The sequence below is a fragment of the Alloyangia pacifica genome (genome assembly GCF_003111685.1).
GTDB classification, from domain to species: domain Bacteria; phylum Pseudomonadota; class Alphaproteobacteria; order Rhodobacterales; family Rhodobacteraceae; genus Salipiger; species Salipiger pacificus_A.
On sequence record NZ_CP022190.1, the window covers coordinates 1,109,469 to 1,136,027 of the forward strand.

The 26,559-nt window shown below is 67.6% G+C and carries 26 protein-coding genes; 10 read left to right on the forward strand and 16 right to left on the reverse strand.

All coding sequences use genetic code 11. The annotated features are described in order from the left end of the window. The first annotated feature begins 33 nt into the window (after positions 1–33). The 4 genes from greA to CEW88_RS18125 all read left to right on the forward strand — a co-directional run bounded on the left by greA (position 34) and on the right by CEW88_RS18125 (position 2,770). Positions 34–504, forward strand: coding sequence for a transcription elongation factor GreA (gene greA, locus CEW88_RS18110; RefSeq protein WP_095882974.1), 471 nt, complete (start codon positions 34–36; stop codon positions 502–504). Between the two features lie 29 nt (positions 505–533). Continuing rightward, positions 534–1,550, forward strand: a complete 1,017-nt coding sequence (locus tag CEW88_RS18115; RefSeq protein ID WP_108969472.1) for a hypothetical protein — start codon at positions 534–536, stop codon at positions 1,548–1,550. Positions 1,551–1,745: 195 nt separating this feature from the next. Next, on the forward strand, positions 1,746–2,447 hold the full coding sequence (locus CEW88_RS18120; protein WP_108969474.1) for an AzlC family ABC transporter permease: 702 nt from the start codon (positions 1,746–1,748) through the stop codon (positions 2,445–2,447). Then, the gene (locus CEW88_RS18125) at positions 2,444–2,770 is read left to right on the forward strand and encodes an AzlD domain-containing protein (protein ID WP_108969476.1); all 327 of its coding nucleotides are present in this window, start codon (positions 2,444–2,446) and stop codon (positions 2,768–2,770) included. Before CEW88_RS18120 ends, CEW88_RS18125 begins: the two co-directional genes overlap by 4 nt. 6 nt (positions 2,771–2,776) lie before the next feature. Here the strand turns inward: CEW88_RS18125 and CEW88_RS18130 are convergent, their stop codons facing one another. From CEW88_RS18130 to CEW88_RS18145, 4 genes are all read right to left on the reverse strand, one after another. Next, a complete protein-coding gene (locus CEW88_RS18130; RefSeq protein WP_108969477.1) occupies positions 2,777–3,403 on the reverse strand; it encodes a hypothetical protein in 627 nt (208 codons plus the stop codon). A gap of 83 nt (positions 3,404–3,486) precedes the next feature. Next, positions 3,487–3,621 (reverse strand): aa3-type cytochrome c oxidase subunit IV, encoded by a 135-nt coding sequence (locus CEW88_RS18135; protein ID WP_095883387.1) that lies wholly within the window; start codon positions 3,619–3,621, stop codon positions 3,487–3,489. Positions 3,622–3,723: 102 nt separating this feature from the next. Continuing rightward, positions 3,724–4,758, reverse strand: a complete 1,035-nt coding sequence (locus CEW88_RS18140) for an MBL fold metallo-hydrolase (RefSeq protein ID WP_108969479.1) — start codon at positions 4,756–4,758, stop codon at positions 3,724–3,726. Continuing rightward, positions 4,758–6,458 (reverse strand): acyl-CoA dehydrogenase, encoded by a 1,701-nt coding sequence (locus CEW88_RS18145; protein ID WP_108969481.1) that lies wholly within the window; start codon positions 6,456–6,458, stop codon positions 4,758–4,760. The genes CEW88_RS18140 and CEW88_RS18145 overlap by 1 nt, the downstream gene beginning before the upstream one ends. Positions 6,459–6,585: 127 nt before the next feature. Here CEW88_RS18145 and CEW88_RS18150 point away from each other — a divergent pair, with 127 nt between their 5' ends. Then, positions 6,586–7,533 (forward strand): L-threonylcarbamoyladenylate synthase, encoded by a 948-nt coding sequence (locus CEW88_RS18150; protein ID WP_108969483.1) that lies wholly within the window; start codon positions 6,586–6,588, stop codon positions 7,531–7,533. A gap of 44 nt (positions 7,534–7,577) precedes the next feature. Here the strand turns inward: CEW88_RS18150 and CEW88_RS18155 are convergent, their stop codons facing one another. Beyond that, positions 7,578–8,162 (reverse strand): YqgE/AlgH family protein, encoded by a 585-nt coding sequence (locus tag CEW88_RS18155; RefSeq protein ID WP_108969484.1) that lies wholly within the window; start codon positions 8,160–8,162, stop codon positions 7,578–7,580. 135 nt (positions 8,163–8,297) lie between these two features. Between CEW88_RS18155 and CEW88_RS18160 the strand changes: the two genes are divergently transcribed. After that, on the forward strand, positions 8,298–9,098 hold the full coding sequence (locus CEW88_RS18160) for a protein-disulfide reductase DsbD domain-containing protein (protein ID WP_193989094.1): 801 nt from the start codon (positions 8,298–8,300) through the stop codon (positions 9,096–9,098). Between the two features lie 39 nt (positions 9,099–9,137). Here the strand turns inward: CEW88_RS18160 and CEW88_RS18165 are convergent, their stop codons facing one another. The 6 genes from CEW88_RS18165 to CEW88_RS18190 all read right to left on the reverse strand — a co-directional run bounded on the left by CEW88_RS18165 (position 9,138) and on the right by CEW88_RS18190 (position 16,606). Further along, positions 9,138–12,527, reverse strand: a complete 3,390-nt coding sequence (locus CEW88_RS18165) for an efflux RND transporter permease subunit (protein ID WP_108969486.1) — start codon at positions 12,525–12,527, stop codon at positions 9,138–9,140. Positions 12,528–12,531: 4 nt separating this feature from the next. Further along, positions 12,532–14,004 carry an efflux RND transporter periplasmic adaptor subunit gene (locus tag CEW88_RS18170; RefSeq protein ID WP_108969488.1) on the reverse strand — a complete coding sequence of 491 codons (1,473 nt, stop codon included), beginning with the start codon at positions 14,002–14,004 and terminating at the stop codon, positions 12,532–12,534. Between the two features lie 108 nt (positions 14,005–14,112). Further along, on the reverse strand, positions 14,113–14,655 hold the full coding sequence (moaB, locus tag CEW88_RS18175) for a molybdenum cofactor biosynthesis protein B (RefSeq protein ID WP_108969490.1): 543 nt from the start codon (positions 14,653–14,655) through the stop codon (positions 14,113–14,115). A gap of 51 nt (positions 14,656–14,706) precedes the next feature. Continuing rightward, positions 14,707–15,246, reverse strand: coding sequence for a hypothetical protein (locus CEW88_RS18180; RefSeq protein WP_254694480.1), 540 nt, complete (start codon positions 15,244–15,246; stop codon positions 14,707–14,709). Positions 15,247–15,290: 44 nt separating this feature from the next. Beyond that, on the reverse strand, positions 15,291–16,085 hold the full coding sequence (locus CEW88_RS18185; RefSeq protein WP_108969492.1) for a uracil-DNA glycosylase: 795 nt from the start codon (positions 16,083–16,085) through the stop codon (positions 15,291–15,293). Between the two features lie 98 nt (positions 16,086–16,183). Continuing rightward, positions 16,184–16,606, reverse strand: a complete 423-nt coding sequence (locus CEW88_RS18190) for a Fur family transcriptional regulator (protein ID WP_108969493.1) — start codon at positions 16,604–16,606, stop codon at positions 16,184–16,186. 166 nt (positions 16,607–16,772) lie between these two features. Between CEW88_RS18190 and CEW88_RS18195 the strand changes: the two genes are divergently transcribed. Genes CEW88_RS18195 through CEW88_RS18210 form a run of 4 tightly spaced genes read left to right on the forward strand, consistent with a single transcriptional unit; the run spans position 16,773 to position 20,264 of the window. Next, positions 16,773–17,693, forward strand: coding sequence for a metal ABC transporter substrate-binding protein (locus tag CEW88_RS18195; RefSeq protein WP_108969495.1), 921 nt, complete (start codon positions 16,773–16,775; stop codon positions 17,691–17,693). Then, entirely contained in the window at positions 17,690–18,583 is an 894-nt protein-coding gene (locus CEW88_RS18200) for a manganese/iron ABC transporter ATP-binding protein (protein WP_108969496.1), read from the forward strand. Before CEW88_RS18195 ends, CEW88_RS18200 begins: the two co-directional genes overlap by 4 nt. Further along, positions 18,580–19,434 carry a metal ABC transporter permease gene (locus CEW88_RS18205; protein ID WP_108969498.1) on the forward strand — a complete coding sequence of 285 codons (855 nt, stop codon included), beginning with the start codon at positions 18,580–18,582 and terminating at the stop codon, positions 19,432–19,434. Before CEW88_RS18200 ends, CEW88_RS18205 begins: the two co-directional genes overlap by 4 nt. After that, the gene (locus CEW88_RS18210; protein ID WP_108969499.1) at positions 19,431–20,264 is read left to right on the forward strand and encodes a metal ABC transporter permease; all 834 of its coding nucleotides are present in this window, start codon (positions 19,431–19,433) and stop codon (positions 20,262–20,264) included. Before CEW88_RS18205 ends, CEW88_RS18210 begins: the two co-directional genes overlap by 4 nt. Before the next feature lie 10 nt (positions 20,265–20,274). On the opposite strand, the gene CEW88_RS18215 is transcribed toward CEW88_RS18210, so the two are convergent. The 5 genes from CEW88_RS18215 to CEW88_RS18235 form a co-directional block, all read right to left on the reverse strand. Next, positions 20,275–21,318 (reverse strand): L-idonate 5-dehydrogenase, encoded by a 1,044-nt coding sequence (locus CEW88_RS18215; RefSeq protein WP_108969501.1) that lies wholly within the window; start codon positions 21,316–21,318, stop codon positions 20,275–20,277. Positions 21,319–21,495: 177 nt separating this feature from the next. Continuing rightward, positions 21,496–23,109: an ABC transporter ATP-binding protein gene (locus CEW88_RS18220; protein ID WP_108969503.1), complete on the reverse strand. Its 1,614-nt coding sequence runs from the start codon at positions 23,107–23,109 to the stop codon at positions 21,496–21,498. After that, positions 23,102–23,920, reverse strand: coding sequence for an ABC transporter permease (locus tag CEW88_RS18225; RefSeq protein WP_108969504.1), 819 nt, complete (start codon positions 23,918–23,920; stop codon positions 23,102–23,104). Before CEW88_RS18225 ends, CEW88_RS18220 begins: the two co-directional genes overlap by 8 nt. After that, positions 23,917–24,876 carry an ABC transporter permease gene (locus tag CEW88_RS18230; protein ID WP_108969506.1) on the reverse strand — a complete coding sequence of 320 codons (960 nt, stop codon included), beginning with the start codon at positions 24,874–24,876 and terminating at the stop codon, positions 23,917–23,919. Before CEW88_RS18230 ends, CEW88_RS18225 begins: the two co-directional genes overlap by 4 nt. Positions 24,877–24,886: 10 nt before the next feature. Beyond that, positions 24,887–26,476, reverse strand: a complete 1,590-nt coding sequence (locus CEW88_RS18235; RefSeq protein ID WP_108969931.1) for an ABC transporter substrate-binding protein — start codon at positions 26,474–26,476, stop codon at positions 24,887–24,889. Positions 26,477–26,559 lie beyond the last annotated feature (83 nt).

The window sequence follows — 26,559 nt, forward strand, 5'->3', positions numbered from 1 at the left end:
GGACAGGCCCCGGGACAGTTGCGGAAAGACCCAATGGAAAAGATACTCATGACCCGCGCGGGCTTCACCGCGCTCGAGACCGAATTGAAAACGCTCAAGTCCGTGGAGCGTCCGGCCATCATCAAGGCGATCGCCGAGGCGCGCGAGCATGGCGATCTGTCGGAGAACGCCGAGTACCACTCCGCGCGCGAGAAGCAGAGCTTCATCGAGGGTCGGATCAAGGAGATCGAGGGCGTCATCTCGCTCGCCGAGGTGATCGATCCGACCAAGCTCTCGGGCTCGGTGAAGTTCGGCGCCACGGTCACCGTCGTGGACGAGGACACCGACGAGGAGAAGACCTGGCAAATCGTCGGCGAGCACGAGGCCAACATCGAAAAGGGTCTGCTCAACATCAAGTCGCCCATCGCCCGTGCCCTGATAGGCAAGGAAGAAGGCGACAGCGTCGAGGTGCGCACGCCCGGCGGCGAGAAGAGCTACGAGATCCTCACGATCGCTTACAAGTAACCCACCACAGGTAAGGGTCGCGCCGCATCATGGCAGACAGCAACGACAGCCGCTCCGCGCCGCTTGGCATGTATGACCAGGGCGGCAAGCGCCGCTTGGCCGGGATCGAGATCGCCGCGCTGGTGGCCAGCCTGCTCTGGCTGGTCCTCTCGGGCGGCTACGTCTTTGCGCTCGGCCCGGCGATTCCGGGTGGGCTGGGCTTTGTGCTCGCGGTGATGGTGGTGTTCCTGCCGGTGGCGATGATCTGCGTGGCGGCGATGACCGCCCGGGCCTCGCGGGTGATGCGCGAAGAGAGCACCCGCCTGCAGACCGCCATCGAGGCGATCCGCAAATCCTACCTGACGCAGGCGCAGACCGGGCGCAACGATCCCTCGGCCAGCACGCTCGCCCGCAAGCTCGACGAGATCGCCGCGGCGCAACGCAAGATCGAGACGACACTGGCGATGCTCGGCTCGACCCGCGCTGCGCAGGCGGCCATCCAGCAGGCTCAGTCCCCCGCGACCCTCACCGAAGTCGCCGCCACCGAGGACCAGCCCGCCCTCTCGCTCGGCACCCCGGCCGAGGCGCTGGAGCCACCGCTCGCCCATGCCGATTTCATCCGCGCGCTGAATTTCCCTGACACAGCCGAGGATCTCGAGGGCTTCGCCGCCCTGCGCCGGGCGCTCAAGGACCGCCCCGCGGCGCAGCTGATCCAAGCCTCGCAGGACGTGCTGACGCTGCTGTCGCAGGACGGCATCTACATGGACGACCTGCGCCCCGATCTGGCCCGTCCCGAAGTCTGGCGCGAGTTCGCCAGGGGCACCCGCGGGCGCGCCGTGGCGGCGCTCGGCGGCGTGCGCGACCGCGCGTCGCTGGCGCTGAGCTCGGGCCGCATGAAGCAGGACGCGATCTTCCGCGACGCGGCGCATCATTTCCTGCGCCTCTACGACCGCGCCTTCGTGCGCTTCGCCGAAACCGCCTCCGACAGCGAGATCGCCGAGCTGTCCAACACCCGCACCGCCCGCGCCTTCATGCTGCTGGGCCGCGTCGCTGGCGCCTTCGACTGAGACCGTCAACCGTACGCCTCCTAACTTTCTTCTAGGCTCAGGTCTCCCGTGCAGTCCGCCAGAGGCGGACGGCGCGCACTGCCCTCACCTTCCCCGCGCATCACCGCGCGCCGCGCCCCTTTCCTTTCACACCGCCGATTGCATCTCCCTTGCGCCTTGGCTAGGCCTTGCCGGGCCGAAAGACCGGAGTCCCGAATGCCCCTGCCATCCCGAAATTCTGATTACTGGCAAGGTGTTCGCGCCGCGTCGCCGTTCCTGCTGGTGATCGCACCCTTCGGCACGCTGTTCGGCGTGCTCGCCAACGAGGCGGGGCTGAACATTTTCGAGACACTCACCTTCTCGGTCGTGGTGATCGCCGGCGCGGCACAGTTCGTGTCGCTTCAGCTCTTGCAGGAGCATGTGCCCGCGCTGATCGTGCTGGCCTCGGCCCTCGCCGTGAACCTGCGCATGGCGATGTACTCGGCCGCCATCACCCTGCATCTCGGAGGCTTGCCGCTCTGGAAGCGCGCGCTGAGCGCCTATTTCCTGATCGACCAGACCTATGCCGCCTCGGCGCTGAATTTCGAGCGGCACCCCGAGAAGACACTGGCGCAGAAATTTGCCTTCTTCATGGGGACGATGACCCCGACCTGCCCGCCTTGGTACGGCTTCACGCTGCTCGGTGCCTGGCTCGGCGAGGCGGTGCCTGGCGATATCGGTCTCGATTTTGCCCTGCCGATCGCCTTCCTGGCGATGATCGCCCCGGCGCTGCGCTCGGGTGCGCATGTCGTGGCGGCGCTGGTCGCGACGGTTGGTGCGCTGCTGCTGGCCTGGATGCCCTACAACCTCGGCGTGCTGTGCGCCGCCGCGCTCGGGATGATCGCCGGGGCCGAGACCGAACGGAGGATGGCACAATGATCGACCGTGGCGATCTCTGGCTGGTGATCATCGGCCTTGGGCTCGGCAGCTTCTGCCTGCGCTTTCTCTTCCTCGGGCTCGTCGGCGACCGCCCCCTGCCCGATTGGCTGACGCGGCACCTGCGCTACACGGCCGTGGCGATGATGCCCGCGCTGGTCGCACCGCTGGTGGCCTGGCCCGCGGCAACCGACGGTCAGACGGATCCGGCGCGGCTGCTCGCGGCTGCGGCGACGCTGGGCATCGGCATGCTGACCAAGAACGTGATCCTGGCGATTCTCAGCGGCGCGGCGGCGCTGCTGGCGGGCGGCTACCTGATCGGCTGAGGCGGTTCAGCCCCCGGCGCTTTCCTCGAAGGCGGCGACGGCCAGCGTCTTGTCGTCGGAATCCTCTTCGCGCAGCACCTGCTCGGTGACCCCCGGCAGCCGGGCGAACTCCTCGGCAAGGCTGTTCGGGAACCAGCTCCGGCTGATGCCCTCGAATCCCGGAAGCTGGCTCAGCACGGTCGAGGTCGCCTGGGTGCAGCGGGACTGGCCCACCGGGCCATAGGCTTCGACCGCGCGCAGCGCCTGTTCGGCGACCTCGGGCGAGACCTCGACGCTCTGGATCCGCACCCGGAAGGATTCCCGCGCATGGGCGCGAGCGTAGAAATCCGCGACCTCGGGGGTGACGCCGTAGAGCACGTCGTCCACCTCGGGCACGTTGCGCGCCCGCACCGAGCCCGCCGGATCGAAGACCACCCGCTGCGACGGTGCGCTGACCATCAGGCTCGAATGCGCACCGGCGTTCGAGGTGTTGTTGATCATCGTGTAAAGCGTCAGCGTCGGCGGCCCGTCTGCGGCATAGCGCGCGGCGGCGACCTCCTCGGGGGTGGCATTCGGATACTGGTTGGACGGCGTTGTGCATCCCGCCAGCGCAAGCGCGGCGAGAGCGGCCAGAACCGTGGCGCGATGCAGCATGAAAGCCGACTTTCTCTTACTCGGCGGGCGGCTCCTCCGCCGCCCGTCCTTGGCAGAAATCCTCCTCCCGCGATCCCGCGGGTTCAGGAGTTGAAGACTGCCAGGAACAGCAGGATCGCGATGATCACATAGACCGTGCGGATCACGAACTTGATAAAGCCGTGAAAGGTCTCTTCCTGCGTGGTGATGTCCATGCTGCCAGGCTTGTAGTCTGCCATGTGTCCGTCCATTCCTCGGGCGTTTCTTCTCCGCTCAGAGGCTTAGCGGATTCTGGCCGAGCTGTCACCTGTCTTGAGGCCGCGCAAGCCCGTCTCTGGGGCTCAGCGCTGCGCCGCCTGCCAGAGCCAGGCACCATCCTCGCCGAGCGTCCGCGTGGCACGCCCCTCGAGGTAGAGATGCTGGCAATGGGCCATGGCCTCGACCAGGGCGAGCCCGTATTCCGCGTCACCAATCGTGCGCTTGAAGAGCGGTGCGAAGCAGTCTCCGGCGCTCTTCGGCTTATCGAGATAGGCCTCCAGACGCTCCAGCGCACCGTGGTGGTTGTCGATCAACTGGCGCATGCGGAAGGGCAACCCGGTGAAAGGCAGTTTGTGCCCGCCAAGCACGAAATGCGCCTCGCGCGCCAACGTGGCAAGGCGCTCGCAGGCCTCGAGCCAGTCGCCCACCGGATCGGCCTCGGGCTCGGTGGCATAGACCCCAAGGTTGGAGCTGATGGTCGAGAGGATCTGATCCCCCGCCAGCACCAGGTCGTCCCCCTTCGACCAGAAGGTCGCGTGCTCGGGCGCATGGCCGTTGCCGATGTGCACCTCCCAATCGCGCCCGCCCATGTGCAGCACGTCGTCCTGTTGCAGCCGCGTGAAGCCAAGCGGCATCGGCCAGACGCAGTCGGCGAAGTTGAAGGGCCGTTCGGTGCGCCGCCGTTCCAACACCCGCGGCGCCATGCCGCACCGCTGCCAGTAGGTCACCTGCTCGGGCGGCGGCGCTTGCTGCGCATCGAGCTGCAGCATGCGCGAGAAGAGCCAGGCGGTGCGGGTGGTCAGCAGCTCTGCCCCCTGCTGCTGGAACCAGCCCGCGAGCCCGACGTGATCCGGGTGGTGATGCGTCACGACCACCCGACGCACCGGCTTGCCCTTGAGCGGCCCCTTCAGCAACTGCTCCCAGACCTGCAGCGCCCGCCGCGTATGCATGCCGGTATCGATCAGCGTCCAGCCATCGCCATCGTCCAGAGCGTAGACGTTGACGTGATCGAGCTTCATCGGCAGCGGCAGGCGCATCCAGAGCACCCCCTCGGCAACCTCGAGGGCGTCGCCCCAGGCCGGCGGGGCATCGAACGGGTAGTGCAAGGCAGGCTTCATCAGGCGGCGAGGTCCTCGGCAGTGATGGCCATCAGCTCGGCATCCCCCCGCGAGACGTGGGCCAGCAGGCCAGCGTGTTCCGGCAGGAGCCGGGTGATGTAAAAACGCGCGAGACGCGCGTGGGCTCCCGAGGGGTCTGCCATGGCTGCGCGCAAATGGAAATGCGCGCCGAGCACACGGGCGAAGGCGCGCAGATAGGGCACCGCCACGCCGAAGCGCTCCGGCATCGGCGTCGCCACGAGCGCCTCGGTGGCCTCGCGCAGGCTCTCGGCGGCCTCCCAGACCGCGCCAGCGAGATCGGGCAGCCCGGCTTTCGCGGCCTCGGCCTGCGCCTCGATCTCGTCGAGCAGCCGCCCCGCGGCCTCGCCGCCGTCCATCAGCTTGCGGCCGACCAGGTCCATGGCCTGAATGCCGTTCGTGCCCTCATAGATCGCCGTCACCCGCACGTCGCGATAGTATTGCGCAGCGCCGCTCTCCTCGATGTAGCCCATGCCGCCGTAGACTTGCACGCCCGCCTCGGCCACCTCGCAGCCGATGTCGGTGCCGAAGGCCTTGGCGATCGGCGTCAGGAAGGCCGCACGGGCGATCCAGTCGGCCTCGCCGGTGGCCCGGCCCATGTCGATCGCCACGGCGCAGCTCAGCGCGATCGAGCGGGCCGCAAGGATATCCGCCTTCATCCCCGCCAGCATCCGCCGCACGTCGGCGTGACCGACGATCGTGCCATCGGGCGAACGGCCCTGTTTGCGCTCCATCGCGTAGTTGAGCGCGTGCTGGTAGGCGCCCTCTGCGGCACCGATCCCCTGCCCGCCGACGCCAAGCCGGGCGTTGTTCATCATAGTGAACATCGCGCGCATGCCGTCGCCCTCCTCGCCGATCAGCCAGCCCGTCGCCCCCTCGAAGCTCATCACGCAGGTCGGCGAGCCATGCAGGCCCATCTTGTGCTCGAGGCTGACCACCTTGAGGTCATTCGCCACGCCCGGCGCTCCGGATGCGTCGGGGATGAACTTGGGCACGAGGAAGAGGCTGATCCCCTTGGTTCCCGCCGGCGCATCTGGAAGGCGCGCCAGCACGAGGTGGCAGACGTTGCGCGTGAAGTCGCAATCGCCCCAGGAGATGAAGATCTTCTGCCCGGTCACCGCGTAGGTGCCATCGCCATTGGCGGACGCCTTGCTGGTCAGCGCCCCCACGTCCGAGCCCGCCTGCGGCTCGGTCAGGTTCATCGTGCCCGACCATTCGCCAGAGATCAGCTTGGGCAGGTAAAGCGCCTTGATCTCCTCGCTGGCATGATGCTCCAGCGCCTCGATCTGGCCCTGCGTCAGCAAAGGGTTCAATTGCAGCGCGAGACAGGCGCCGGACATCATCTCGTTGACCGCAGTCCCCACCGCCACAGGCAGCCCCATGCCGCCGAACTCGGGCGGGGCAGAGACCGACACCCAGCCGCCATCGGCCAACGCCGCGTAGCCCTCGGCAAAGCCCGGCGAGCTGCGCAGCACACCGTTTTCCAGCTTCGCGCCCTGAAGATCGCCCGCGCGGTTGAGCGGCGCCATCACCTCTTCGCAGATGCGCCCCGCCTCCCCGAGCACCGCCTGCACCATGTCGGGGCTCGCCTCGGCAAACCTCTCTGTCGCACTGACCGCATCGAAGCCGACCACCTCGTTGAGCAGGAAGGTCATTTCAGCGACGGGCGCGCGATAGGGCATGGCAGGTCCTCCGATCTTGGTTGGCAAGGCGGGTCCCCTCGGTTAGGGAGGATCCCACGATTTGTGTGCGACCCTAAGACCATGGCTCGCCCCGGACCAAACGGAACGCAGCGTCACGGATACCTCGATGCCCCACACCTCGACCCAGCGCCTGACCGCCGACGCGGCAGGGATCGCCCGCGCCGCCGAACTGCTGCGCGCGGGCAAGCTCGTCGCCTTCCCGACCGAAACGGTCTACGGGCTCGGGGCGGATGCCCGCGACGATGGCGCGGTAGCGGCAATCTACGAGGCCAAGGGACGCCCCAGCTACAACCCGCTGATCGTGCACGTGGCCAGCATCGAGCACGCCAAGGAGCTGGTGCGCTGGTCCGGCACCGCCGAGAACATCGCGCAGAGCTTCTGGCCAGGCCCGCTGACGCTGGTCCTGCCGCTGCGCGAGGATGCGGGCATCGCCGACCGGGTCACCGCTGGGCTCAGCACGCTGGCCGTGCGTATGCCCGCCGCGCCGCTGGCGCGCGAGCTGCTGACCGAATTCGGCGGGCCGCTCGCCGGTCCCTCGGCCAACCGTTCGGGCAGGATCAGCCCGACCACTGCCGATCACGTGCTGAGCAGCCTCGACGACCGCATCGCCGCGGTACTCGACGGCGGCCCCTGCCCGGTCGGCCTCGAAAGCACCATCCTCGGCCTTGCCGGCCGCCCCACCCTGCTGCGTCCCGGCGGCATCAGCGCCGAGCAACTCTCGGAAGCGCTCGGCCATCCGGTGATGCGCCGGCAGGAGCGCGAGGCGATCTCGGCCCCCGGCCAGACCGCCTCGCATTACGCGCCGCAGGCACAGATGCGACTCAACGCCGCCGAATGGCGTGAGGGCGAGGCGCGGCTTGGATTCGGGGATATCGAATGCGACCTCAATCTTTCGGCGAAGGGCGATCTCGATGAGGCCGCCGCCAACCTCTTTGCCCATCTGCACCAACTCGATGCGCAGGGCGCCGAGGTGATCGCCGTCGCGCCGATTCCGCATGTCGGGGCAGGCGTGGCGATCAACGACCGGCTCAGCCGCGCCGCCGCGCCACGCTGACGCGTTTAGACGCCGTGATCATTGGTCGGTGCGTTCATCTGCGTTCAGGCCCGGCCGCCTTCGGCCGAGAGCGCCAGCGCCGCGATGCCGAGGCTGTCCAGCGCCGCGCCCCACTTGGCGTCATCAGGCGTGCCGAAGACCAGCTCGTGGCTGGCCGGGCAAACCAGCCAGGCGTTTTCGGCCAGCTCATCCTCGAGCTGCCCCGGCCCCCAGCCCGCGTAACCGAGCATGGCAATCCACGCGTCCGGACCATCCCCTCGCGCGATATGTTCGAGCACGTCGAGCGTGCCTGTCATGGAGAACCCGTCGTCGACCTGCAGCGTGGTCAGCTCCGAGCGGTAATCGTCGCTGTGCAAAACGAATCCCCGGCCCATCTCGACCGGGCCGCCGAAATGCACCGGCACCTGCCCCGATCCGGGCGCGGCGTCGATTCCCAGCTGCTCGAACAGCCCCTCGAGCGTCACGTCGGACGAGGGCTTGTTGAGGATCAGCCCCATCGCCCCTTCATCCGAGTGGGCACAGAGGTAGATGACCGCATGTTCGAAACGTTCATCGCCCATGCCGGGCATGGCGATCAGCACGGAGCCGGTGAGGTCGGTGGCGCCGGAGGCGATCTGGGCGTGCGTCATGAGGACCTTTCTGCAGTCTGCCTGCAGAGTGTGACCTTCCGGCACTGAGGGTGCAAGCACACATCCTGCTTGAAACACCGTGCTCTCGCTGCAATGTGACTTGGCAGGAGCTTGGGGAGGCGCCATTTGAAATTCATGATCCGCAATATCTTCAAAGCTCTGACCTGCCTTTGCGCGCTCGGCATGGCCCCGCTGGTCTCCGGGCCTGCCCATGCCCAAGATCCGGTGACCGCAGAGCTGCGGCCCGGCTGGCGCCTACCGGACGGCGATCACATGGCGGCCCTGCACCTGCGACTGGCCCCCGGCTGGAAGACCTACTGGCGCGCGCCCGGCGAGGCCGGCATCCCGCCCGTCTTCGACTGGAGCGGCTCGTCGAATGTGGCGCGGGTGACGGCGCTCTGGCCGACGCCGCATGTGTTCCGCCAGTCCGGCGCGCGCTCGGTGGGCTACAAGGACGAACTCCTGCTGCCGCTGCGGATCGCGGGCACCGGCGGCCCGGTCACGCTCGAGGCGAACATGATGATCGGCGTGTGCAGCGACATCTGCGTGCCGCAGACGCTGCATGTGACGGCAGCGCTCCCCGACAGCAGCAGCGTTGACCCGATGATCGCTGCGGCGCTGGCCGAAGCTCCCTTTACCGCCCGCGAGGCGCGGGTCAGCGCGGTCCGCTGCACCGTCAGCCCGGCGAAGGGCGGCGTCAAGCTGCGCACCGAGATCGACATGCCCGCGCTTCCCGGACCGGAAGAGACCGTGGTCGAGGCAGGGCAGCCCGAGCTCTGGGCGTCTGAACCGAACACCCGCCGCCAAGGTGGCACGCTGATCAGCGAAACCCGCCTGATGCACATGGAGGGCAAGCCCTTTGCCCTCGACCGCTCGAAGCTGCGCTTCACCGTGCTCGGCGAGAGCCAGGCCGTCGACATCCGGGGCTGCGGCTGAGCGCCTGAGCCTTGACGGCCCGCCGGGACGCGCAGGGCGCTACGCCCCTGCCCGGCCCCGCCGCAGCGCCATCGCGAGCACCGCCACCCAGACCAGCCCCAGCAGCAGCGCCACGCCGCAGACGAAGAGCGCGAAGCCCGCGACTGGCCCCGGAAGCCCGTCCAGCACGGGAAGCTGCAACGCCTCGGGCAGCGCGCCTTGGACCAGAAGGCTGCCCATCGTGGCCGCCAGCCAGCCCAGCACCAGCGCGCCGAGGCCCAGCACCAGAGCCCGCACACCGCCGTGGCGATGCCGCGCGCCCCGGCGGGCTGCCGCGATCCGCCGGGCGATGTCATGCTGCGCCGCCAGCAGCGCCGGGACCACCAGCAAGACCAGCAGCATGCCGAAGCCGAGCCCGTAGACCAGGGTGATCACCGTCGGCTTGAGGAACTGCGCGTCCGAGCTGCGCTCGTACAGCAACGGCGCGAGGCCGAGCACCGTGGTCGCCGTGGTCAGGAACACCGGCCGCAGGCGGTCCGAGGCGCCGTCGATGATCGCCTGGAAGATACCGCGGTCCGGCGCGTATTCATCGATCTGGCTGACCAGAACGATGGAATCGTTGATGATGATCCCGGTCATGCCGAGCAGCCCCACCACGGTGAACATCGACAGCGGAACATCCCAGAGCGCGTGGCCATAGATCGCGCCGACAAGGCCGAAGGGGATCACCGCCATCACCACCAGCGGCCGCGTCCAGCTGGCGAACACCCAGGCCAGCACGAGGTAGATGCCAAGCAACACCAGCACGAGGCCTGCGCCTGCGTCGGACAGGAAGTCCCGCTCATCCTCGGCAAGGCCGGAGACGCGATATTCGACCTGTCGCTCGGCGGCAATGCCGGGAAGGATCTCGTCCTGCAGCGCTTTCATGATTTCGGCGGCACGCTCGGCATTGTCCTCCGAGATGTCTCCAGTGACCGAGACCGTGCGCAGGCCGTTCTCGCGCCGCACCGTGGAAAAGCCACTGGTGCGTGCGACCTGGACGATGTCGGCGAGCTGTACGTAGGCGCCCTGCGGCGTGCGGATCTGCGTGCGCTCGAGGAAATCGGCGGTCTGCTCGCTTTCCGGCAGCTCGACCCTGACCTCGGCACTGCGCGGTCCCACGGGGAAGGTCGCCGCCTCGATGCCGCCGATGCGATGCCGCAGCACCGCGCCAAGATCATCCACGGTCAGCCCCAGCGCCTGCCCCTGCGGGGTCAGCTCGAGCACGAGCTCGTCCTTGTCGTAGGAAAGGTTGTCCTCGACCGCCGAGACTTCCGGGTAGCGCAGCACGGCGGTCTTCAGATCTTCGGCGGCCCGTTTCAGCGTCGCCGCATCGGCGCCGTAGAACTGGACGTCGAGCGCGTCACCACCCGGTCCCGAGCGCCAGCCCCGGAAGCTGAGCACCTCGAGCATCGGCATCTGCGCGACCCGCTCCTGCAGGTCGGCGACGAACTGGAAACTGGAATAGGGGCGGAAGTCGGGCTCGATCAGCTCGATCGAGATGGCGCCGAGCTGGTCCGGTTCCTTGTTTTCGGCCTCGGCCAGCTCGCGCCCGGAGTTACCGCCGATCTCGGCGATGACGTAGTCGAGCGGATTGCGGCCGTATTTCTCTTCGTACTCGCGGCCCAGATCCTCTGTGGCACGCTGCAGCTCGCGCATCTGCGCGAGCGTATCGGCGCGCGTGGCCCCCGGCGCCATGGCGAAGTTTCCGCTGACCGAAGGCTGCTCGGGCGAGTTGAAGAAGCGCCAGACCACGTCGCCGCGGATGAAGCTCGCGACCTGCGATGCAAGCAGGAGCACCGCCGCCGCAAGCACCACGTAGCGGGCCGCGATCACCCCGGCCATGAACGGGCGGAAGAGTGTCTCTCGGACCCAGCGGAAGCCACGGTTCACCAGCCGCGAGGGCCAGTCGTACCAATGGTGCTCGGTCGATTTGGCGATGGCATGGGCCATGTGGTTGGGCAGGATCAGGAAGCACTCGACGAGGCTCGCGATCAGAACGACGATCACCGTGAAGGGGATGTCCGAGATCATCTGCCCGAAGCGCCCGCCGATGGCGGTCAGCCCGAAGAAGGCAATGACCGTGGTCAGCGTCGAGCTGAACACCGGCAGCGCCATGCGCCGGGCGGCGGTCTCGGCGGCCTCGACCGGCGACAGGCCGCGCCGGCGGTGCAGGTGGTCGGCATGCTCGCCCACGACGATGGCGTCGTCGACGACGATGCCAAGGGTGATGATCAGCGCAAAGAGCGAGATCATGTTTAGCGTCAGACCCGAGGCATACATCAGCGCCAGCGCCGCCAGCATCGCGGTGGGGATCCCCGCCGCCACCCAGAGCGCGGTGCGCGCGTTCAGGAAGAGAAACAGCAGGCACAGCACCAGCGCCAGCCCCGACAGCCCGTTGTGCAGCAAAAGGTCGAGCCGGTTGGTGATCGCCTCGGCGCGGGTGCGGATGAGGTCGACGGTGGTGCCCTCGGGCAGCACCGACTGGAACTCGCGCGCCACCTCGGCCACCGCGGCCTGTATCTTGATCGCGTCGCCATCCGCCGAGCGATCGACGCGTACCGAGATCGCCGGATGGTCGCCGACGTAGTAGGCCCTTTGGCGGTCGATCCCCTCCTCGCGGAGCAGCGCCACGTCGCCGACCGTCAACTTGGTGCCGTCAGGCTCCGATCGCAGCACGATGGCCGAGATGTCGCGCAGCGCGCGCTTCTCGACCCCGGCGCGGACCCGGGCATTGGCGCCGCTGACATCGCCCGCCGGCGCGGCATCCACCTCGGCAGAGATCGCCTCGGCGATCTGCTGCATTGTGACGTCGTAGCCGAGCAGGTTGGCGGTGGGCACCTCGACGATGATCTGCGGCGCGGCGACGCCGCGGATGGTGGTGCGGGTCACCCCCTCGGCGAAGAGCCGCACCACGAACTCGTCCGCGAAGCGCCCGAGCTGGTCCACCCCGACCGGCCCGGTTATCACCACATCGGTCACCCGGTCGCGCCATCCGCCCGAGGTCACCTGAGGATCATCCGCCTGCTCGGGCAGGTTGTCGACGGAATCCACCGCCGTCTGCACGTCGTCGAGCGCCTTGGCCATGTTGTAATTGGGCTCGAACTCCAGCTCGATCAGCGCCGAGCCCTCGCGCGAGAGGCTCTCGGTCGCCACCACGCCCTCGACCGCCAGCAGCGTGGGCTCGAGCAGCTGCACGATGGCGTTGTCGATATCCTGCGCCCCGGCGCCGTCCCAGTTGACGCGCACGTCGATCTCATCCTCGATCACGTCGGGGAAGTACTGCGCGCGCATGTTGGGCACAGCGAGCAGCCCCGCACCGATGAGCAGCACCAGCAGCAGGTTGGCCACTGTGCGGTGGCGGGTGAAGTAGCTCAAAAGGCCGCTGGCGGTTCCGGGGATGTGCCGCATCGGGTCAGCCTCCCATCCGCGCTTCGAGCCGCTCGATCACATGGGCGGGGACCATCGCCTCGGAAAGTTGGGCGAGCAGGCGCTGCTTGGCTTCGGCGGGCATGCGGTCGTTGCCCTCGATGAAGGCGACGAGCCGCGCGCGGCGCTCTTCGGTCAGCTCGAGCATGGCGGCCTCGGCCTGCACGTCGGGGCCGGTGGGGCCGCTGCTGGCCTCGGTGTTGAGCGGGCGCACCTTGATCCCGGCGCCCAAAAGCGGCGTGCGCTCGGCAACGACCATCCGCCCGTCCAGCGCTGCCCTGACAAGCACCTCATCGCCCTGCCGGCGCAGCAGCTCGACCTGCACCGCTTCGAGCCGTTCGTCGGCACCGAGCACCAGCACATCGCCCGCCGGTCCAAGCGCCGTGGCAGGCAGAAGCGCCACCTGCTCGAGCGGCGGCTCGGCGATTTTCACGGTGACGAAATCGCCGGGTTTGAAGCCGCGGGGCTCTTCCAATGCCGCAAAGAGCAGGCGACCGGTCTGCCCCTCGCCCACCGCCGCGCCCTCGCGGATCAGCGTGCCCGCGCTGCTCACTGAGGCGCCGTAGAAATCCAGCGTCACCGTCACCGGCAACTCGCGCGGCTGGTCCGAGGCGTTGAGCAGCTGCAGGTACTGCTGGGTCGACACGCGGAAGGCAACTTCCAGCGCCGTAGGGTCAACCAGCGTGGCGAGCTGCTCATTGGCCGAGATCCGCCGCCCGGCGACCACCGAGACATCCTCGAGCTGGGCGTCGAACTCGGCACGGATTTCCGTTTCGTCGAGCCGCCGCTGCGCTTCGTCGAGCGCGATATGCGCACGGGTGAGCGCGGTGGTGCTCTGGTCGACGCGCGCCTCGCTCAGGGCCACTGCCTGCCGCCGGGTGACCACCGCCTGCCGTGCCGAAGAGGCCGAAAGCTCTGCCTCTTCCACAAGCGCCGAGGTGCCGACGCCGCGGGTCTGCAGATCGGCCTGACGTTGATAGGCCCGCTGGCGCAGCGCCGCTTGCTCCTCGGCGGCGGCCAGCGCGTCCTTCTCCAGCTCGACCGCGCGGATCGCCTCGCGGCGCTCGGCCTCGGCGTCCTGCAAGGCGCTCTGCGCCCGTTCCAGTTCGGCCTGCATGTCAGCCGGATAGATGCGCGCCAGAAGCGTGCCCGCGGCGACCCGCCCCCCCTCGACGAAGGCAGGCGCAAGGTCGATCAGCGTGCCGCCCACGGCGCTGCGCAGTTCCAGGCTCCGGCGGCTCTGGATTTCGCCAAAGGCGGTCATCTCGGGAACCACAGTCTCGAGCCGTACCGGCACGACGTTCACCGCGAACACCCGCTCGCGGGCCTGCGGGATCTGCGGCGTGTCTGCCAGACGGGTCTGCACCGCGTCGCGCACGAGGATCCCGGCCCAGGCCAGCAGGCCCAGCGTCAGCGAAAGAAGAAAGAGCCCGACTAGGCTCCGGCGAAGAAACCGCATGTGATCGTCCCGCGAAATGGAGGGGCGGCGCCCCTCTGTCTGGCTGCATTCAGCTTACGCCCGATGCCCGGCGCAATCCAAGTCGTCACGGTGATACGCGGGATCGTATCATTTCCGCCGTTTGTGTTCCTCAAGACGCGGAAAAATCTCGACGAAATTGCAGGGCATGTGCCGGTAGTCGAGCTGCCAGCGCAGGATCTCGTCCCAGGCGTCCTTGCAGGCGCCGGTGCTGCCCGGCAGCGCAAAGAGGTAGGTGCCGCCCGCGACCCCGCCCGTGGCCCGCGACTGTACTGCCGAAGTGCCTATTTTCTTCATGGAAACCAGGGTGAAGACGGTGCCGAAGGCCTCGATCTCCTTTTCGTAGACATCGCGGTGCGCCTCTACGGTCACGTCGCGCCCGGTGAGCCCGGTGCCGCCGGTGGAAATGATCACATCCACCTCGGGGCTGGCGATCCAGGCGCGAAGCTGGTCAGAAATGGCGGCGCGGTCGTCCTTCACGATTGCGCGATCGGCCAGCAGGTGACCGGCATCGGTCAGCCTTTGCACCAGCGTGGTGCCCGAGCGGTCCTCATCTGGGCCGCGGGTGTCGCTCACGGTCAGCACCGCGATGCGGACAGGGATGAACTCTCGGGTTTCGTCGATGCGGCTCATGCAGGCTCCATCAGGACTGGGATCACAGGGGTCTCGCCGTCAGCCATAGCGTCACGGGCAGGGCTCCGCCACAGGCAGACGCGGCACGGCGAAAATATGGGCGAAGCGGCGGGCCGCCGCATCGGTGGCAAGGCTGCGCGCAAAGCGCACCCAGTCGGCCTCGGTCTCTGGCTGCGGACAGGTGCCGCCCTGTGCCAGCCGCGCCTTGGCCAGCGTCGCAGCCAGCGCATCCTCGCGCTCGTCGTCCGAGAGCGGAGGATAAGTGTTCTCGGCGGCAAATCGCGCGGCGCGCAGGAGGAGCGTGGCCAGCCGGTCCCGCTCGGCTATGGACAGCAGATCGGGGCAGAGCTGCACGGCGGCGGTGATCTCGACCAGCCGTGCCAATGCGCAGCCGGCAGGGCCATGGCCGCTTTGATCCTCTGCGCGCACCCCTTCGCCGTCGCGGCGGGTGAGGATCACCGGGCCAGGCAGTTCGAGGATTTCGAGCCCCGGAGATGGCTCCTCGACCTCGGAGGCGTGAACGCGGAAAAGCGCGATGTAGTCCGGGCTGAAGCCATCGGCACGAGCCCCGGTTGCAACCGCAAGCAGCAACGCACAAACGGCCCCGGCACAGATGCGCCCGGCCCGCACGGGCCTCACCCCAGCGCCTTGAGCTTGGCCTGAAGCTCAAGCAAGTCGCCCCAGGCCTCGCGCTTCATGGCGGGCTGGCGCAGCAGGTAGGCCGGGTGGAACATCGGCATGGCGGGGCGGCCCTCGGCCTCGGTCCACTTGCCGCGCAGACGGGTTATGCCGCGTTTGCCGAGCAGCGCATCGCAGGAGATATTGCCCATGATCACCAGAAGGTCGGGATCGGCCAGCTCGACGTGCCGCGCCAGGAAGGGCTTCATCATCGCGATCTCTTCGGGGCGCGGGTCGCGGTTCTGCGGCGGCCGCCAGGGCAGCACGTTGGTGATGTAGACCGAGCTTGACCGGTCGAGGCCGATCGCCGCCAGCATCCGGTCGAGCAGTTGCCCGGCCCGCCCGACGAACGGCTTTCCCTGCAAGTCCTCTTCGCGGCCCGGCGCCTCGCCGACGATCATCACCCGCGCGCCGGGGACTCCGTCGCAGAAGACAAGGTTGCGCGCGCCGCGCTTCAGTTCGCAGTGCTCAAAGGCGTCCATCGCCGCGTGCAGCGCTTCGAGGCTGCCCGCGCCCTTTGCGGCCTCCGTCGCAAGTTGCACCGGGTCCGGCCCGGCGGGCGCGACCATGGGTGCGGGGGCCGCGCCGCGCTCGGGTTGCGGCGCGGCAGCAGGTTGCGCCCGCGCCGCCTGCTCCGCCGCTTCCAGCGCAAAGCGGTCAACAGGCGCTTCGCCGATCGCCTCGTCGGCGCCCAGCTCAAGCTGCCAGTCCAGCGCCGCGCGCGCCCAATGCCAATCGATGCCCGAATCCATATTCAGACACTACCCGAGCGCGTCGGCAGAGCAAATCTCCCCCAGGGGCATCTTTCGGAAAATCCTCGTGAAAGCCACGCGGGACAGATGCGCAGCCCTCAGGAGCGCGGCTTTTTGCGCGCGCGGATCAGCGTGTTATGGCTGATGATCTCGTAGCCCAGCCGTTCCACCAGCTCGCGCCGGAGCCGCTCGATCTCGGCGCTCTCGATCTCGATCACCTCGCCGGTGTCGACGTCGACAAGGTGATCGTGCTCGGCGGCGGGCGTGACTTCGAAGCGCGCCGACTCGTGCTCGAAGCTGAGCTTGCGGATCAGCCCCGCCTCCTCGAGTGCCGCCAGCGTCCTATACACCGTGGCAAAGGAGACCGAGCCATCGATCGCCTTGGTCCGCGCGAAAAGCTCGTCGGCGTTCGGATGGTCCTCGGACTCCATGAGCACGGACATCACGATCATGCGCTGCTGCGTCACGCGCAGCCCCGCATCGCGCAAGGCCTGGGCAAAATCGGTCGAGACCGCGGTCATTGGCAACTCCTGTTCAGGCCAGTTTGATATCCCCGGTCCGGCAACGAGGCAACCACGCCGCGGCGGGAAGGCGGCACTGCACACATAAATGAGAACGACTCTCATCTACCTTGACTTCTGCGAATGCCTCGCATTTACATTTCTTAAACCGCCCCGAGGAGACCCCATGCCCGCCAAATCCCTGCTGTCGACTGCCCTTGCTACGCTTGGCCTGCTCATCGCCCAGCCTGCCGAAGCGGCAGAGAAGATGAAGGTGGTCACCACCTTCACCGTGCTCGCGGACATGGCGGCACAGGTCGCCGGGGAGGCCGCCGAGGTGGTCTCGGTCACCAAGCCCGGCGCCGAGATCCACGGCTACCAGCCCACCCCGCGCGACATCGTGCGGGCGCAGGGGGCGGACCTGATCCTGTGGAACGGGCTGAACCTCGAGCTGTGGTTCGAGCAGTTCCTGTCAAACCTGCGGGATGTGCCCTCGGTGACCCTCTCCGACGGGATCGACCCAATCCCGATCTCGACGGGGGCCTACCAGGGAAAACCCAATCCGCACGCCTGGATGGGGCTTGAGAACGCGCTGATCTACATCGACAATATCGAGCGCGCCTTCGCCGAGCACGACCCGGACAACGCAGCGACCTATGCCGCCAACGCCGAGGCCTACAAGGCCGAGCTTCGCGCCACGCTCGAGCCTCTGCGCGCGCGCATCACCGCCATTCCCGAGGCGCAGCGCTGGCTGGTTACCTGCGAGGGGGCCTTCAGCTACCTCGCCCGCGATTTCGGAATGAAAGAGCTTTACCTCTGGCCGATGAACGCCGACCAGATGGGCACGCCGCAGCAGGTGCGGGCCGTGATCGACGGGGTCATCGACAACGAGATCCCCGTGGTGTTCTGCGAGAGCACCGTCAGTACCCGCCCCGCCGAACAGGTGGCGCGTGAGACCGGCGCGGCCTATGGCGGCGTGCTCTACGTCGACAGCCTGTCGGAGCCGGACGGCGCGGTGCCGAGCTATCTCGACCTGCTCGCCGTCACCTCGCGCACCATTGCCGACGGGCTCGAGGCGGGGCTCGAAACGCAGAAGGCCGGACGATGACCGCGTTGGAGGCCTCCGTGAAGGACACCGCCTCGATGGACGGCATCCGCGTCGAAGATGTCACCGTCACCTACCGCAACGGCCACACCGCCCTGCGCCGCGCCAGTTTCGAGATCCCGCGGGGTACGATCACCGCATTGGTCGGTGTCAACGGCGCGGGCAAATCGACGCTGTTTAAGGCGCTCATGGGCTTCGTGCCGGTGGCTCAGGGTTCGATCAGCCTGCTCGGCCAATCGGTGGCAGAGGCGCTGAAGCGCAACCTTGTCGCCTATGTGCCACAGTCGGAAGAGGTCGACTGGTCCTTTCCGGTTCTGGTCGAGGACGTGGTGATGATGGGCCGCTACGGCCACATGGGTTTCCTGCGTCGCCCGGCAAAGGTCGATCACGTCGCCGTCGGGGCGGCGCTCGCCCGCGTCGGCATGACCGATTTCCGCCAGCGCCAGATCGGCGAGCTCTCGGGCGGTCAGAAAAAGCGCGTCTTCCTCGCCCGCGCATTGGCGCAGGAGGGACAGGTGATCCTGCTCGACGAGCCCTTCACCGGCGTCGACGTGAAGACCGAGGAGCAGATCATCGCCCTGCTTCGGGAACTCAAGAACGAAGGCCGGGTGATGCTTGTCTCGACCCACAACCTCGGCACGGTGCCCGAGTTCTGCGACCGCACTGTCCTCGTCAAGGGCACGGTTCTTGCCTACGGGCCGACCGAGACCACCTTCACCCGCGCCGCGCTGGAAGAGGCCTTCGGCGGGGTGCTGCGGCATTTCACCATCGAAGGGGCGGAGCTGCACGACGATGCCGACCCCCGCCGCCTGTCGATCCTCACCGACGACGAGCGCCCGCTGGTGCGCTACGGCGGCGAGACCCGCCGAGCGAAGCGGGAGGAGACGGAATGAGCCTGTTCGAGCCTTTCTCCTATGGCTACATGACCAACGCCATTTGGGTGTCGGCGCTGGTTGGCGCGGTCTGCGCCTTCCTGTCGAGCTATCTGATGCTCAAGGGCTGGTCGCTGATCGGCGACGCGCTCTCGCACTCGGTCGTGCCGGGCGTCGCCGGGGCCTACATGCTCGGCCTGCCCTTCGCGCTCGGCGCCTTCATCTCGGGCGGACTGGCGGCGGCGGCGATGCTATTGCTCTCGGACCGCTCGGGACTGAAGAGCGACGTGATCATCGGGCTCATCTTCACCAGCTTCTTCGGGCTCGGCCTCTTCATGGCCTCGGTGAACCCCATGGCGATCTCGATCCAGACCATCACCATGGGGAACATTCTCGCCATCACCCCGGGAGATACGCTGCAGCTCGCGATCATCGGGTTTGTCTCACTGGCGGTTCTGCTGGCCAAGTGGAAGGACTTGATGGTCGTCTTCTTCGACGAGGGCCACGCCCGCTCCATCGGGCTGCGGCCGGGGCTTCTGAAGGCGCTCTTCTTCACCCTGCTCTCGGCCTGCGTGGTTGCCGCGATGCAGACCGTCGGGGCCTTTCTGGTGATCGCCATGGTGGTCACCCCCGGTGCCACCGCCTACCTGCTCTGCGACCGCTTTCCCCGGCTCATCGCGACCTCGGTGGCGATCGGCACCGTGACCAGCTTCGCGGGCGCTTATCTCAGCTATTTCCTCGACGGGGCGACCGGCGGGATCATCGTGCTTCTGCAAACCGCAATCTTCCTGCTGACCTTCACCTTCGCGCCCAAGCACGGCCGGCTCGCCGCCCGCCGCAAGGCGAAGGCCGCGCTGGAGGAGGCGGCATGACCGAGACCCTGCTCGCCCCCTTCCAGTTCCCCTTCATGCAGAACGCATTCTTGATCTGCGCCATCGTCGCCATCCCCTGCGCGCTGCTGTCGTGCTTCCTCGTGCTCAAGGGCTGGGCGCTCATGGGAGACGCGATCAGCCACGCCATCCTGCCGGGCGTGGTGCTGGCCTATGTCCTGAACCTGCCGCTGATCCTCGGGGCCTTTGGGGCGGGCATGGTCACGGCGCTCGCCACGGGTTTTCTCGCGGGCAACAGCCGCGTCAAGCAGGACACGGTGATGGGCGTGGTCTTCTCGGGCATGTTCGCGCTCGGCATCGTGCTTTACACACAGATCCACACCAATGTGCACCTCGACCACATCCTCTTTGGCAACATGCTGGGCGTGGGCAGCGAGGACCTCTGGACCGCCGGGCTGATTTCCCTGCTGGTGGCCGGGGCACTCTTACTGAAGTGGAAGGACCTGCTGCTGCACGCCTTCGACCCGGCGCAGGCGCGGGCGAGCGGGCTGCCTGTGGGGCTGCTGCACTACGGGCTGCTGACGCTGATCTCGCTGACCATCGTGGCGACGCTCACCGCCACCGGGCTGATCCTTGCGGTGGGGCTGTTGATCGCGCCGGGGGCCATCGCCTTTCTGCTCGCGCGCAGCTTCGGGAAGATGATGCTGGCCGCCTGCGCCGCCTGTCTCTTGGCGATGCTGGCGGGAACCTACCTCAGCTTCTTCCTCGACAGCGCCCCTGCCCCCACGATCATCTTGATCCTGACGGCGATCTTCCTCTTGGCCTTGGTCCGGCGCGGGATCCTCACGCGCCGGGCCTCGGCTCAATTCTGATCGCCCGGGATCAGGGCTCGGGGAAGGCGATTTGCACCTTCATCGCGCGGCTCTTGTCGGCGGCAAGCTCGAAGGCCTCCTGCGCCTGCACGACCGGCAACACCCCGGTGAGGAGAGGCTTCACATCGAGCCGCCCGCTGTCGATCAGCCGCGCCGCCGTGGCGAACTCGGGATCGAAGCGGAAGCTGCCCATCAGCCGCAGCTCCTTGGCAACGATGACGGTCATCGGCAGCGGCGTCTCGGGCCCGAGGCCGACGGTCACCATGGTGCCGCGCGGGCGCAGGATCGAACAGCCCGCGACCACCGCCGCCGGGGCGCCCGAGCATTCGAAGAGCACATCCACCTGCCCCTTGCCCGCCTGCAGCGGCTCGAGCGCGCCCTCCTGCGCCGCAAGGTTGATCACCCGATCCGCGCCCATGATCTGCGCCACCTCCAACGCCGCTGCGGAAATGTCGGTCGCCACAATCTCCTCGGCCCCCGCGAGCCGTGCCGCCGCGATTGTCAGGCAGCCAATGGGACCGCAGCCCGAGACCGCCACGCGTTTGCCGATCAGGCTGCCCGCCTGTGCCACCGCGTGCAGGCAGACCGCCAGCGGCTCCGACATGGCGGTAAGCGCGAGATCGGCCTTGCGCGAGAGCCGCACGGCCTGCCGCGCCGGCAGCGTCAGCTGGGCGCGGAAGAACCCCTGCTCGTGCGGGAAGCGCATGGCGGACCCGGCAAAGCGCATGTCGAGGCAATGGTTGGCCATGCCGCGCAGACAGTATTCGCAGTCGTTGCAAGGGCGCGAGGGGTTGATCGCCACGCGGTCGCCCTCCGACACCCCGCTGACCCCCGCGCCGAGATCGGTGACGATCCCCGAGACCTCGTGCCCCAGCGCCATGGGCTCGCGGATGCGGATCGTGCCGAAGCCACCGTGCAGGTAGTAATGCAGGTCCGAGCCGCAGATGCCGCCATGGCTGACCGCGATGCGCACCTCGCCGGGACCGGGCGCAGGGGCGCCCTGCAGGGTGTCAAGCCGCAGGTCCTTCGGAGCATGGATGACGACAGCCTCCATCAGCGGGTTCCTATGCTGGTGGGCATCGCGGATCGGGTCATGAGGTTCTCCTTCTCGGCGCGTCCGGCGCCTTTCCTTGGCGACAAGCTAGACGGGCGACAGGAGAGGTTTCAAGGCGAAACGCAGTGTGCCGCGCCCGCAGGACGGGCGCGGCGGCACCGGCGCGCCGGCAAGCCCTCAGCGGGACGTCGCCTCTTCCATCCAGCCGAGGCGCATCTCCGGCACCGACTTCAGCAGCATGTCCGTATAGTCGTCGAAAGGCGGCGCCAGCACCTCGGACTTGGCGCCATAGCGGACCAGCCTGCCGAGATGCATGACGGCGATCGTGTCGGCAATGGCGCGGACCGTGGCGATGTCATGGGTGATGAAGAGATAGGAAACCTGCTCACGCGCCTGTAGATCGGCGAGCAGCTTGAGGATGCCTTCGGCCACCAGAGGATCGAGCGCGCTGGTCACCTCGTCGCAGATGATCAACCTCGGCTTGGCCGCCAGCGCGCGGGCGATGCAGACGCGCTGCTTCTGCCCCCCCGAAAGCTCGGCGGGATAGCGGTCGATGAAGTCCTCACCCAGCTCGATCTGATCGAGCAGTTCGATCACCCTGCGCCGCTGCTCGCGGCCCCTCATGCCGAAGTAGAAGCGCAGAGGCCGCCCGATGATCGTGCCCACTGTTTGGCGCGGGTTCATCGCGACATCGGCCATCTGGTAGACCATCTGCAGCTCGCGCAGCTCCTCGCGGGTGCGGCGCCTGCGCTCGGCGGGGAGCACGCGCCGGTCGAAAGTGATCTTGCCCGAGCCGGGCGGCAGCAGACCGGTGATCACCCGCGCCAGCGTCGACTTGCCCGAGCCGGACTCGCCGACGACGGCCAGCGTGGTTCCCGGCTGGATCGCCATATTGATGTCGCTGAGCACGTCGCGATCCATGCCGCGATAGCGTGCGGTGAGCCCCTCGATCTCGAGCACGGGCGGCTGCTCGGTGATCTTCTCCTCGTGGACCTTGGCGGTGACCGAGACCAGCGCCTTGGTATAGTCCTCCTGCGGCGCGGTGATGATCTGCCTGGCTGTGCCGTATTCTACCGTCTTGCCCTGACGCAGCACCATGATGTCGTCTGCGATCTGCGCCACAACGGCAAGGTCATGGGTGATGTAGAGCGCCGCGACGCCCTGCTCGCGGATCGCCGTCTTGATCGCCGCCAGAACGCCGAGCTGGGTGGTCACGTCGAGCGCGGTCGTCGGCTCGTCGAAGATCACCAGATCGGGCTCGGGACAGAGCGCCATGGCCGTCATCGCGCGCTGCAGCTGCCCGCCGGAGACCTGATGCGGATAACGGCCTCCGAAACTTTCCGGCTCGGGCAGGCCAAGCTTGCGGAAGAGCTCTACAGCACGCGCCTCGGCGACGGCGCGGGTGGCCCGGCCATGGCTGACGCTGGCTTCGACCACCTGGTCCATCAGGCACTTGGCGGGGTTGAAGGCGGCGGCGGCGGATTGCGCAACATAGGTCACCTCGGCGCCGCGCAGGCTTCGCAGGGTGCGGCCCGAAGCGCCGCGGATCTCGCGCCCGTTGAGCACGATCTCCCCGCCGGTCAGCTCGATGCCGCCACGGCCGTAGCCCATGGCCGAAAGGCCGATGGTCGACTTGCCCGCCCCGGACTCACCTATGAGCCCCAGCACCTTGCCCTTTTCGAGCTCGAGGGAGACGCCGTCGACGATGGTGATGCGCCGTGGCGCCTCTCCCGGGGGCTGCGCTGTCGCCTCGATTTTGAGATTGTCGATGCGCAGAAGCGGGTCAGCCATTTCGGCCTCCTTTCAGCGAGGAGGTGCGGTCGAGCACCCAGTCGGCCACGAGGTTGACGCTGATCGCCAGCGCCGCGATCGCCACCGCGGGCAGAAGCGCCGCGGGAATGCCGTAGACGATACCGTCCTTGTTCTCCTTCACGATGCCGCCCCAGTCGGCGGCGGGCGGCTGCACTCCGAGTCCGAGGAACGACAGGGTCGACACGAAGAGCACCATGAAGATGAAGCGCATGCCCGCCTCGGCGACCAGCGGCGACAGCGCGTTGGGAAGGATCTCGCGGAAGATCGTCCAGGCGCGGCCCTCGCCGCGCAGCTCGGCCGCCTCGACGTAGTCCATCACCGCGATATCACTGGCAACGGCCCGGGACAGGCGAAAGACGCGGGTCGAGTCGAGCAGCCCCATCACGAGAATGAGCACGGGAATGGTGACCGGCATCACCGAGAGGACCACGAGCGCGAAGATCAGCGTCGGGATCGCCATGACCAGATCGACGAAGCGCGACAGCAGCTGGTCGACCCAGCCTCCGATGACCGCGGCGAACAGCCCGGCGATGGAGCCGGTGACGAAACTGACCACGGTGGCCGCGCTGGCGACGAGGATGGTGGTCTGCCCGCCCCAGATCAGCCGCGACAGCAGATCGCGCCCGATGTTGTCGGTGCCGAGCAGGAAGGCACCGGAGGCTGGCTCCCAGACGTCGCCGACAACTTCGCTGACGCCGTAGGGCGCGATGAGCGGTGCGGCGATGGCGCTGAAGAGGAAGAGCGCGGTGATGACAAGCCCGATCAGGGCGGGAATGGGAACACGGCTCATTTGGGGTGCCTCAGTCTTGGGTTCGCCAGGATCGACACGATGTCCGCGACCATGTTCAGGACGATGTAGACCGCCGCGAAAATGAGGCCGCAGGCTTGCACCACCGGCACGTCGCGCTTGGAGACGTGGTCGACGAGGTATTGGCCCATCCCGGGGTAGACGAAGACCACCTCGACCACGACGACGCCGACGACGAGATAGGCCATGTTGAGCATGACCACGTTGACGATCGGCGCAATGGAGTTCGGGAAGGCGTGGCGCCAGATCACCGCGGAGCGGCGGATCCCCTTTAACTCGGCGGTCTCGATATAGGCGGATTGCATGACGTTGAGCAGCGCGGCGCGGGTCATGCGCATCATGTGCGCCAGAACCACCATGACCAGCACCGCGACTGGCAGCGAGATGGCGTGCAGCTTTTCCAGAAGGCTCATGCGGTCGTTGAGCATAGCCACCGAGGGCGCCCATCCGAGCTGCACGGCGACATAGTACATCAAGATGTAGCTCATCATGAACTCCGGCACCGAGATCGCCGAGAGCGTCGCGGCCGAGATCAGCTTGTCCGGCCAGCGGCCGCGGTAGAGCACCGAGACCAGACCCAGGATGATCGCCAGCGGCACCGAGATCAGCGCGGCCCAAGAGGCAAGGAAGAGCGTGTTGCCCAGCCGTTCCGAGATCGCGCCGGCGATGTCGCGGCCATTGCTGAGCGAGGTGCCGAGATCGCCCTGCAGGATCCCTGCGAGCCACGTGACGTAGCGCTGGGTGGCGGGCACGTTGAGCCCCAGTTCCTCGCGCAGGTTGGCAAGGGATTCCGGCGTGGCGGTCTGGCCGAGGATCGCCTGCGCGACATCCCCGGGGAGGATTTGCGTGCCGAGGAAGATCATGATCGACACGAGGAATATGAGCAGCAGACCCAGCGCGATACGCTGGGCCACAAGTTTCGCGATGTAGGCGTTCATGCGGGCGGCCTCAGGCCAGCCAGCACTTGTGCGGCGCCAGCCCGTTCATGAGTTCCAGAACGCCGCTCTCTTCCCAACCCCGGATCTGGTCGCTCACGCCCTCGATGAAGTCGTTGAACATGGGGCAGATGAGCCCGCCCTCATCGGCCAGGATATCGGCCATCTCACGGTAGAGCTGCCTGCGCTTGTCCTGGTCCAGTTCGCCGCGGGCGGCGATCAGCTTGGCATCGAAGTCGGCATTGTCGAAGCGGGTGTCGTTCCAGTCAGCGGTCGACAGGTAGGCCGTGGCGTACATCTGGTCCTGCACAGGGCGGCCGGACCAGTAGGATGCGCAGAAGGGCTCGACATTCCACACGTCCGACCAGTAGCCGTCATCGGGCTCGCGGCTGATCTCGAGCGGGATGCCGCAGGCGCGCGCGCTTTCCTGGAACAGCTGCGCCGCGTCGACCGCGCCCGGGAACGCGCCGTCAGCGGTGCGCAGGATGATCGGGCTGCCGTCGTGACCGGATTTCTCGTAGTATTCCTTGGCCTTCTCGGGATCATACGTGCGCTGCGGGCGGGTGTCGTCGAACAGCGGGTAGGACGAGTTGATCGGGATATCGTTGCCGACCGTGCCGTAGCCCTGCAGGATCTTGTCGACCATCTCCTCGCGGTTGATGGCGTATTTTAGCGCCATGCGCAGGTCGGCATTGTCGAAGGGCGGGGTGTCGCAATGCATGATGAAGACATAGTGCCCGCGACCCGCCACGCTCTTCACCTCGAGACCCGGCGCGCGGCCGAGCAGCCCGGCCACCTTCGGCGCGACCTGGTTGATGATGTGCACCTGGCCCGACTGCAGCGCGGCGTTGCGCGCGGTGCCGTCGTTGATCACGGCAAATTCGACGCCGTCGAAATGGCCGCGGCTGTCGTCCCAATAGTCCGCGAACTTTTCGAAGGTGTAGCGCACGCCCGGCTCGGCCTCGACCACGCGGTAGGGCCCGGTGCCGATGCCCGCGGCGGGGTTGTCGCGCCCGCCGTTGGGCTGGATCACCAGGTGATAGTCCGACATGAGGTAAGGCAGGTCGGCGTTGGCATCGGCCAGTTCGACGATGAAGTTACCTTCCTCGACGCGCATGCCGGTGATGCCCTTCATGATGCCGAGCGCACCGGACTGCGAGTCCTCGTCCGAATGGCGGCGCATGGTTTCCAGCACGTCCTCGGCGGTCAGATCGGAGCCGTCGTGGAATTTGACGCCCTCGCGGATCGCGAAGGTCCAGGTCTTGGCGTCGGGGCTCGAGCTCACATCCGTCGCGAGACGCATGTCCAGCGAGCCGTCCGGGTTCACGTCGAGCAGGGTCTCACCAAAGGTCCGGGTGACGTTGAAGGCCACCTGTGCCAGCGCCATCGCCGGATCGAGAGATTCCGTGCTCTCGCCGCCACCCAGGCCCATTTTCAGGATGCCACCCTTGACCGGCTCCTGCGCCAGCGCGGCGCTGAACGGGACGCTGCCCCCGATCAAAGCGCCAAGGCCGAGCACGGAGGCTCGGCCCAGCAGAGTGCGGCGCGAAAGTCCCTTGCGGGCGAAGCGCTGGTAGGTCGATGTCTTGGTCTGGTCGGTCATCATGTACCCCTGTTTCTTGCTTTCAGTTTTTATTGCGGACCCGTCTCCGGGAGGGGGCCCGTCGTTTCCGTTTGGTCGCTTCC

Excerpts from the sequence above, each read along its gene's own strand:
- greA (WP_095882974.1), top strand. The coding sequence starts at position 34 with ATGGAAAAGATACTCATGACCCGCGCGGGCTTCACCGCGCTCGAGACC.
- CEW88_RS18115 (WP_108969472.1), top strand. The coding sequence starts at position 534 with ATGGCAGACAGCAACGACAGCCGCTCCGCGCCGCTTGGCATGTATGAC.
- CEW88_RS18120 (WP_108969474.1), top strand. The coding sequence starts at position 1,746 with ATGCCCCTGCCATCCCGAAATTCTGATTACTGGCAAGGTGTTCGCGCC.
- CEW88_RS18125 (WP_108969476.1), top strand. The coding sequence starts at position 2,444 with ATGATCGACCGTGGCGATCTCTGGCTGGTGATCATCGGCCTTGGGCTC.
- CEW88_RS18130 (WP_108969477.1), bottom strand. The coding sequence starts at position 3,403 with ATGCTGCATCGCGCCACGGTTCTGGCCGCTCTCGCCGCGCTTGCGCTG.
- CEW88_RS18135 (WP_095883387.1), bottom strand. The coding sequence starts at position 3,621 with ATGGCAGACTACAAGCCTGGCAGCATGGACATCACCACGCAGGAAGAG.
- CEW88_RS18140 (WP_108969479.1), bottom strand. The coding sequence starts at position 4,758 with ATGAAGCCTGCCTTGCACTACCCGTTCGATGCCCCGCCGGCCTGGGGC.
- CEW88_RS18145 (WP_108969481.1), bottom strand. The coding sequence starts at position 6,458 with ATGCCCTATCGCGCGCCCGTCGCTGAAATGACCTTCCTGCTCAACGAG.
- CEW88_RS18150 (WP_108969483.1), top strand. The coding sequence starts at position 6,586 with ATGCCCCACACCTCGACCCAGCGCCTGACCGCCGACGCGGCAGGGATC.
- CEW88_RS18155 (WP_108969484.1), bottom strand. The coding sequence starts at position 8,162 with ATGACGCACGCCCAGATCGCCTCCGGCGCCACCGACCTCACCGGCTCC.
- CEW88_RS18160 (WP_193989094.1), top strand. The coding sequence starts at position 8,298 with ATGATCCGCAATATCTTCAAAGCTCTGACCTGCCTTTGCGCGCTCGGC.
- CEW88_RS18165 (WP_108969486.1), bottom strand. The coding sequence starts at position 12,527 with ATGCGGCACATCCCCGGAACCGCCAGCGGCCTTTTGAGCTACTTCACC.
- CEW88_RS18170 (WP_108969488.1), bottom strand. The coding sequence starts at position 14,004 with ATGCGGTTTCTTCGCCGGAGCCTAGTCGGGCTCTTTCTTCTTTCGCTG.
- moaB (WP_108969490.1), bottom strand. The coding sequence starts at position 14,655 with ATGAGCCGCATCGACGAAACCCGAGAGTTCATCCCTGTCCGCATCGCG.
- CEW88_RS18185 (WP_108969492.1), bottom strand. The coding sequence starts at position 16,085 with ATGGATTCGGGCATCGATTGGCATTGGGCGCGCGCGGCGCTGGACTGG.
- CEW88_RS18190 (WP_108969493.1), bottom strand. The coding sequence starts at position 16,606 with ATGACCGCGGTCTCGACCGATTTTGCCCAGGCCTTGCGCGATGCGGGG.
- CEW88_RS18195 (WP_108969495.1), top strand. The coding sequence starts at position 16,773 with ATGCCCGCCAAATCCCTGCTGTCGACTGCCCTTGCTACGCTTGGCCTG.
- CEW88_RS18200 (WP_108969496.1), top strand. The coding sequence starts at position 17,690 with ATGACCGCGTTGGAGGCCTCCGTGAAGGACACCGCCTCGATGGACGGC.
- CEW88_RS18205 (WP_108969498.1), top strand. The coding sequence starts at position 18,580 with ATGAGCCTGTTCGAGCCTTTCTCCTATGGCTACATGACCAACGCCATT.
- CEW88_RS18210 (WP_108969499.1), top strand. The coding sequence starts at position 19,431 with ATGACCGAGACCCTGCTCGCCCCCTTCCAGTTCCCCTTCATGCAGAAC.
- CEW88_RS18215 (WP_108969501.1), bottom strand. The coding sequence starts at position 21,318 with ATGGAGGCTGTCGTCATCCATGCTCCGAAGGACCTGCGGCTTGACACC.
- CEW88_RS18220 (WP_108969503.1), bottom strand. The coding sequence starts at position 23,109 with ATGGCTGACCCGCTTCTGCGCATCGACAATCTCAAAATCGAGGCGACA.
- CEW88_RS18225 (WP_108969504.1), bottom strand. The coding sequence starts at position 23,920 with ATGAGCCGTGTTCCCATTCCCGCCCTGATCGGGCTTGTCATCACCGCG.
- CEW88_RS18230 (WP_108969506.1), bottom strand. The coding sequence starts at position 24,876 with ATGAACGCCTACATCGCGAAACTTGTGGCCCAGCGTATCGCGCTGGGT.
- CEW88_RS18235 (WP_108969931.1), bottom strand. The coding sequence starts at position 26,476 with ATGACCGACCAGACCAAGACATCGACCTACCAGCGCTTCGCCCGCAAG.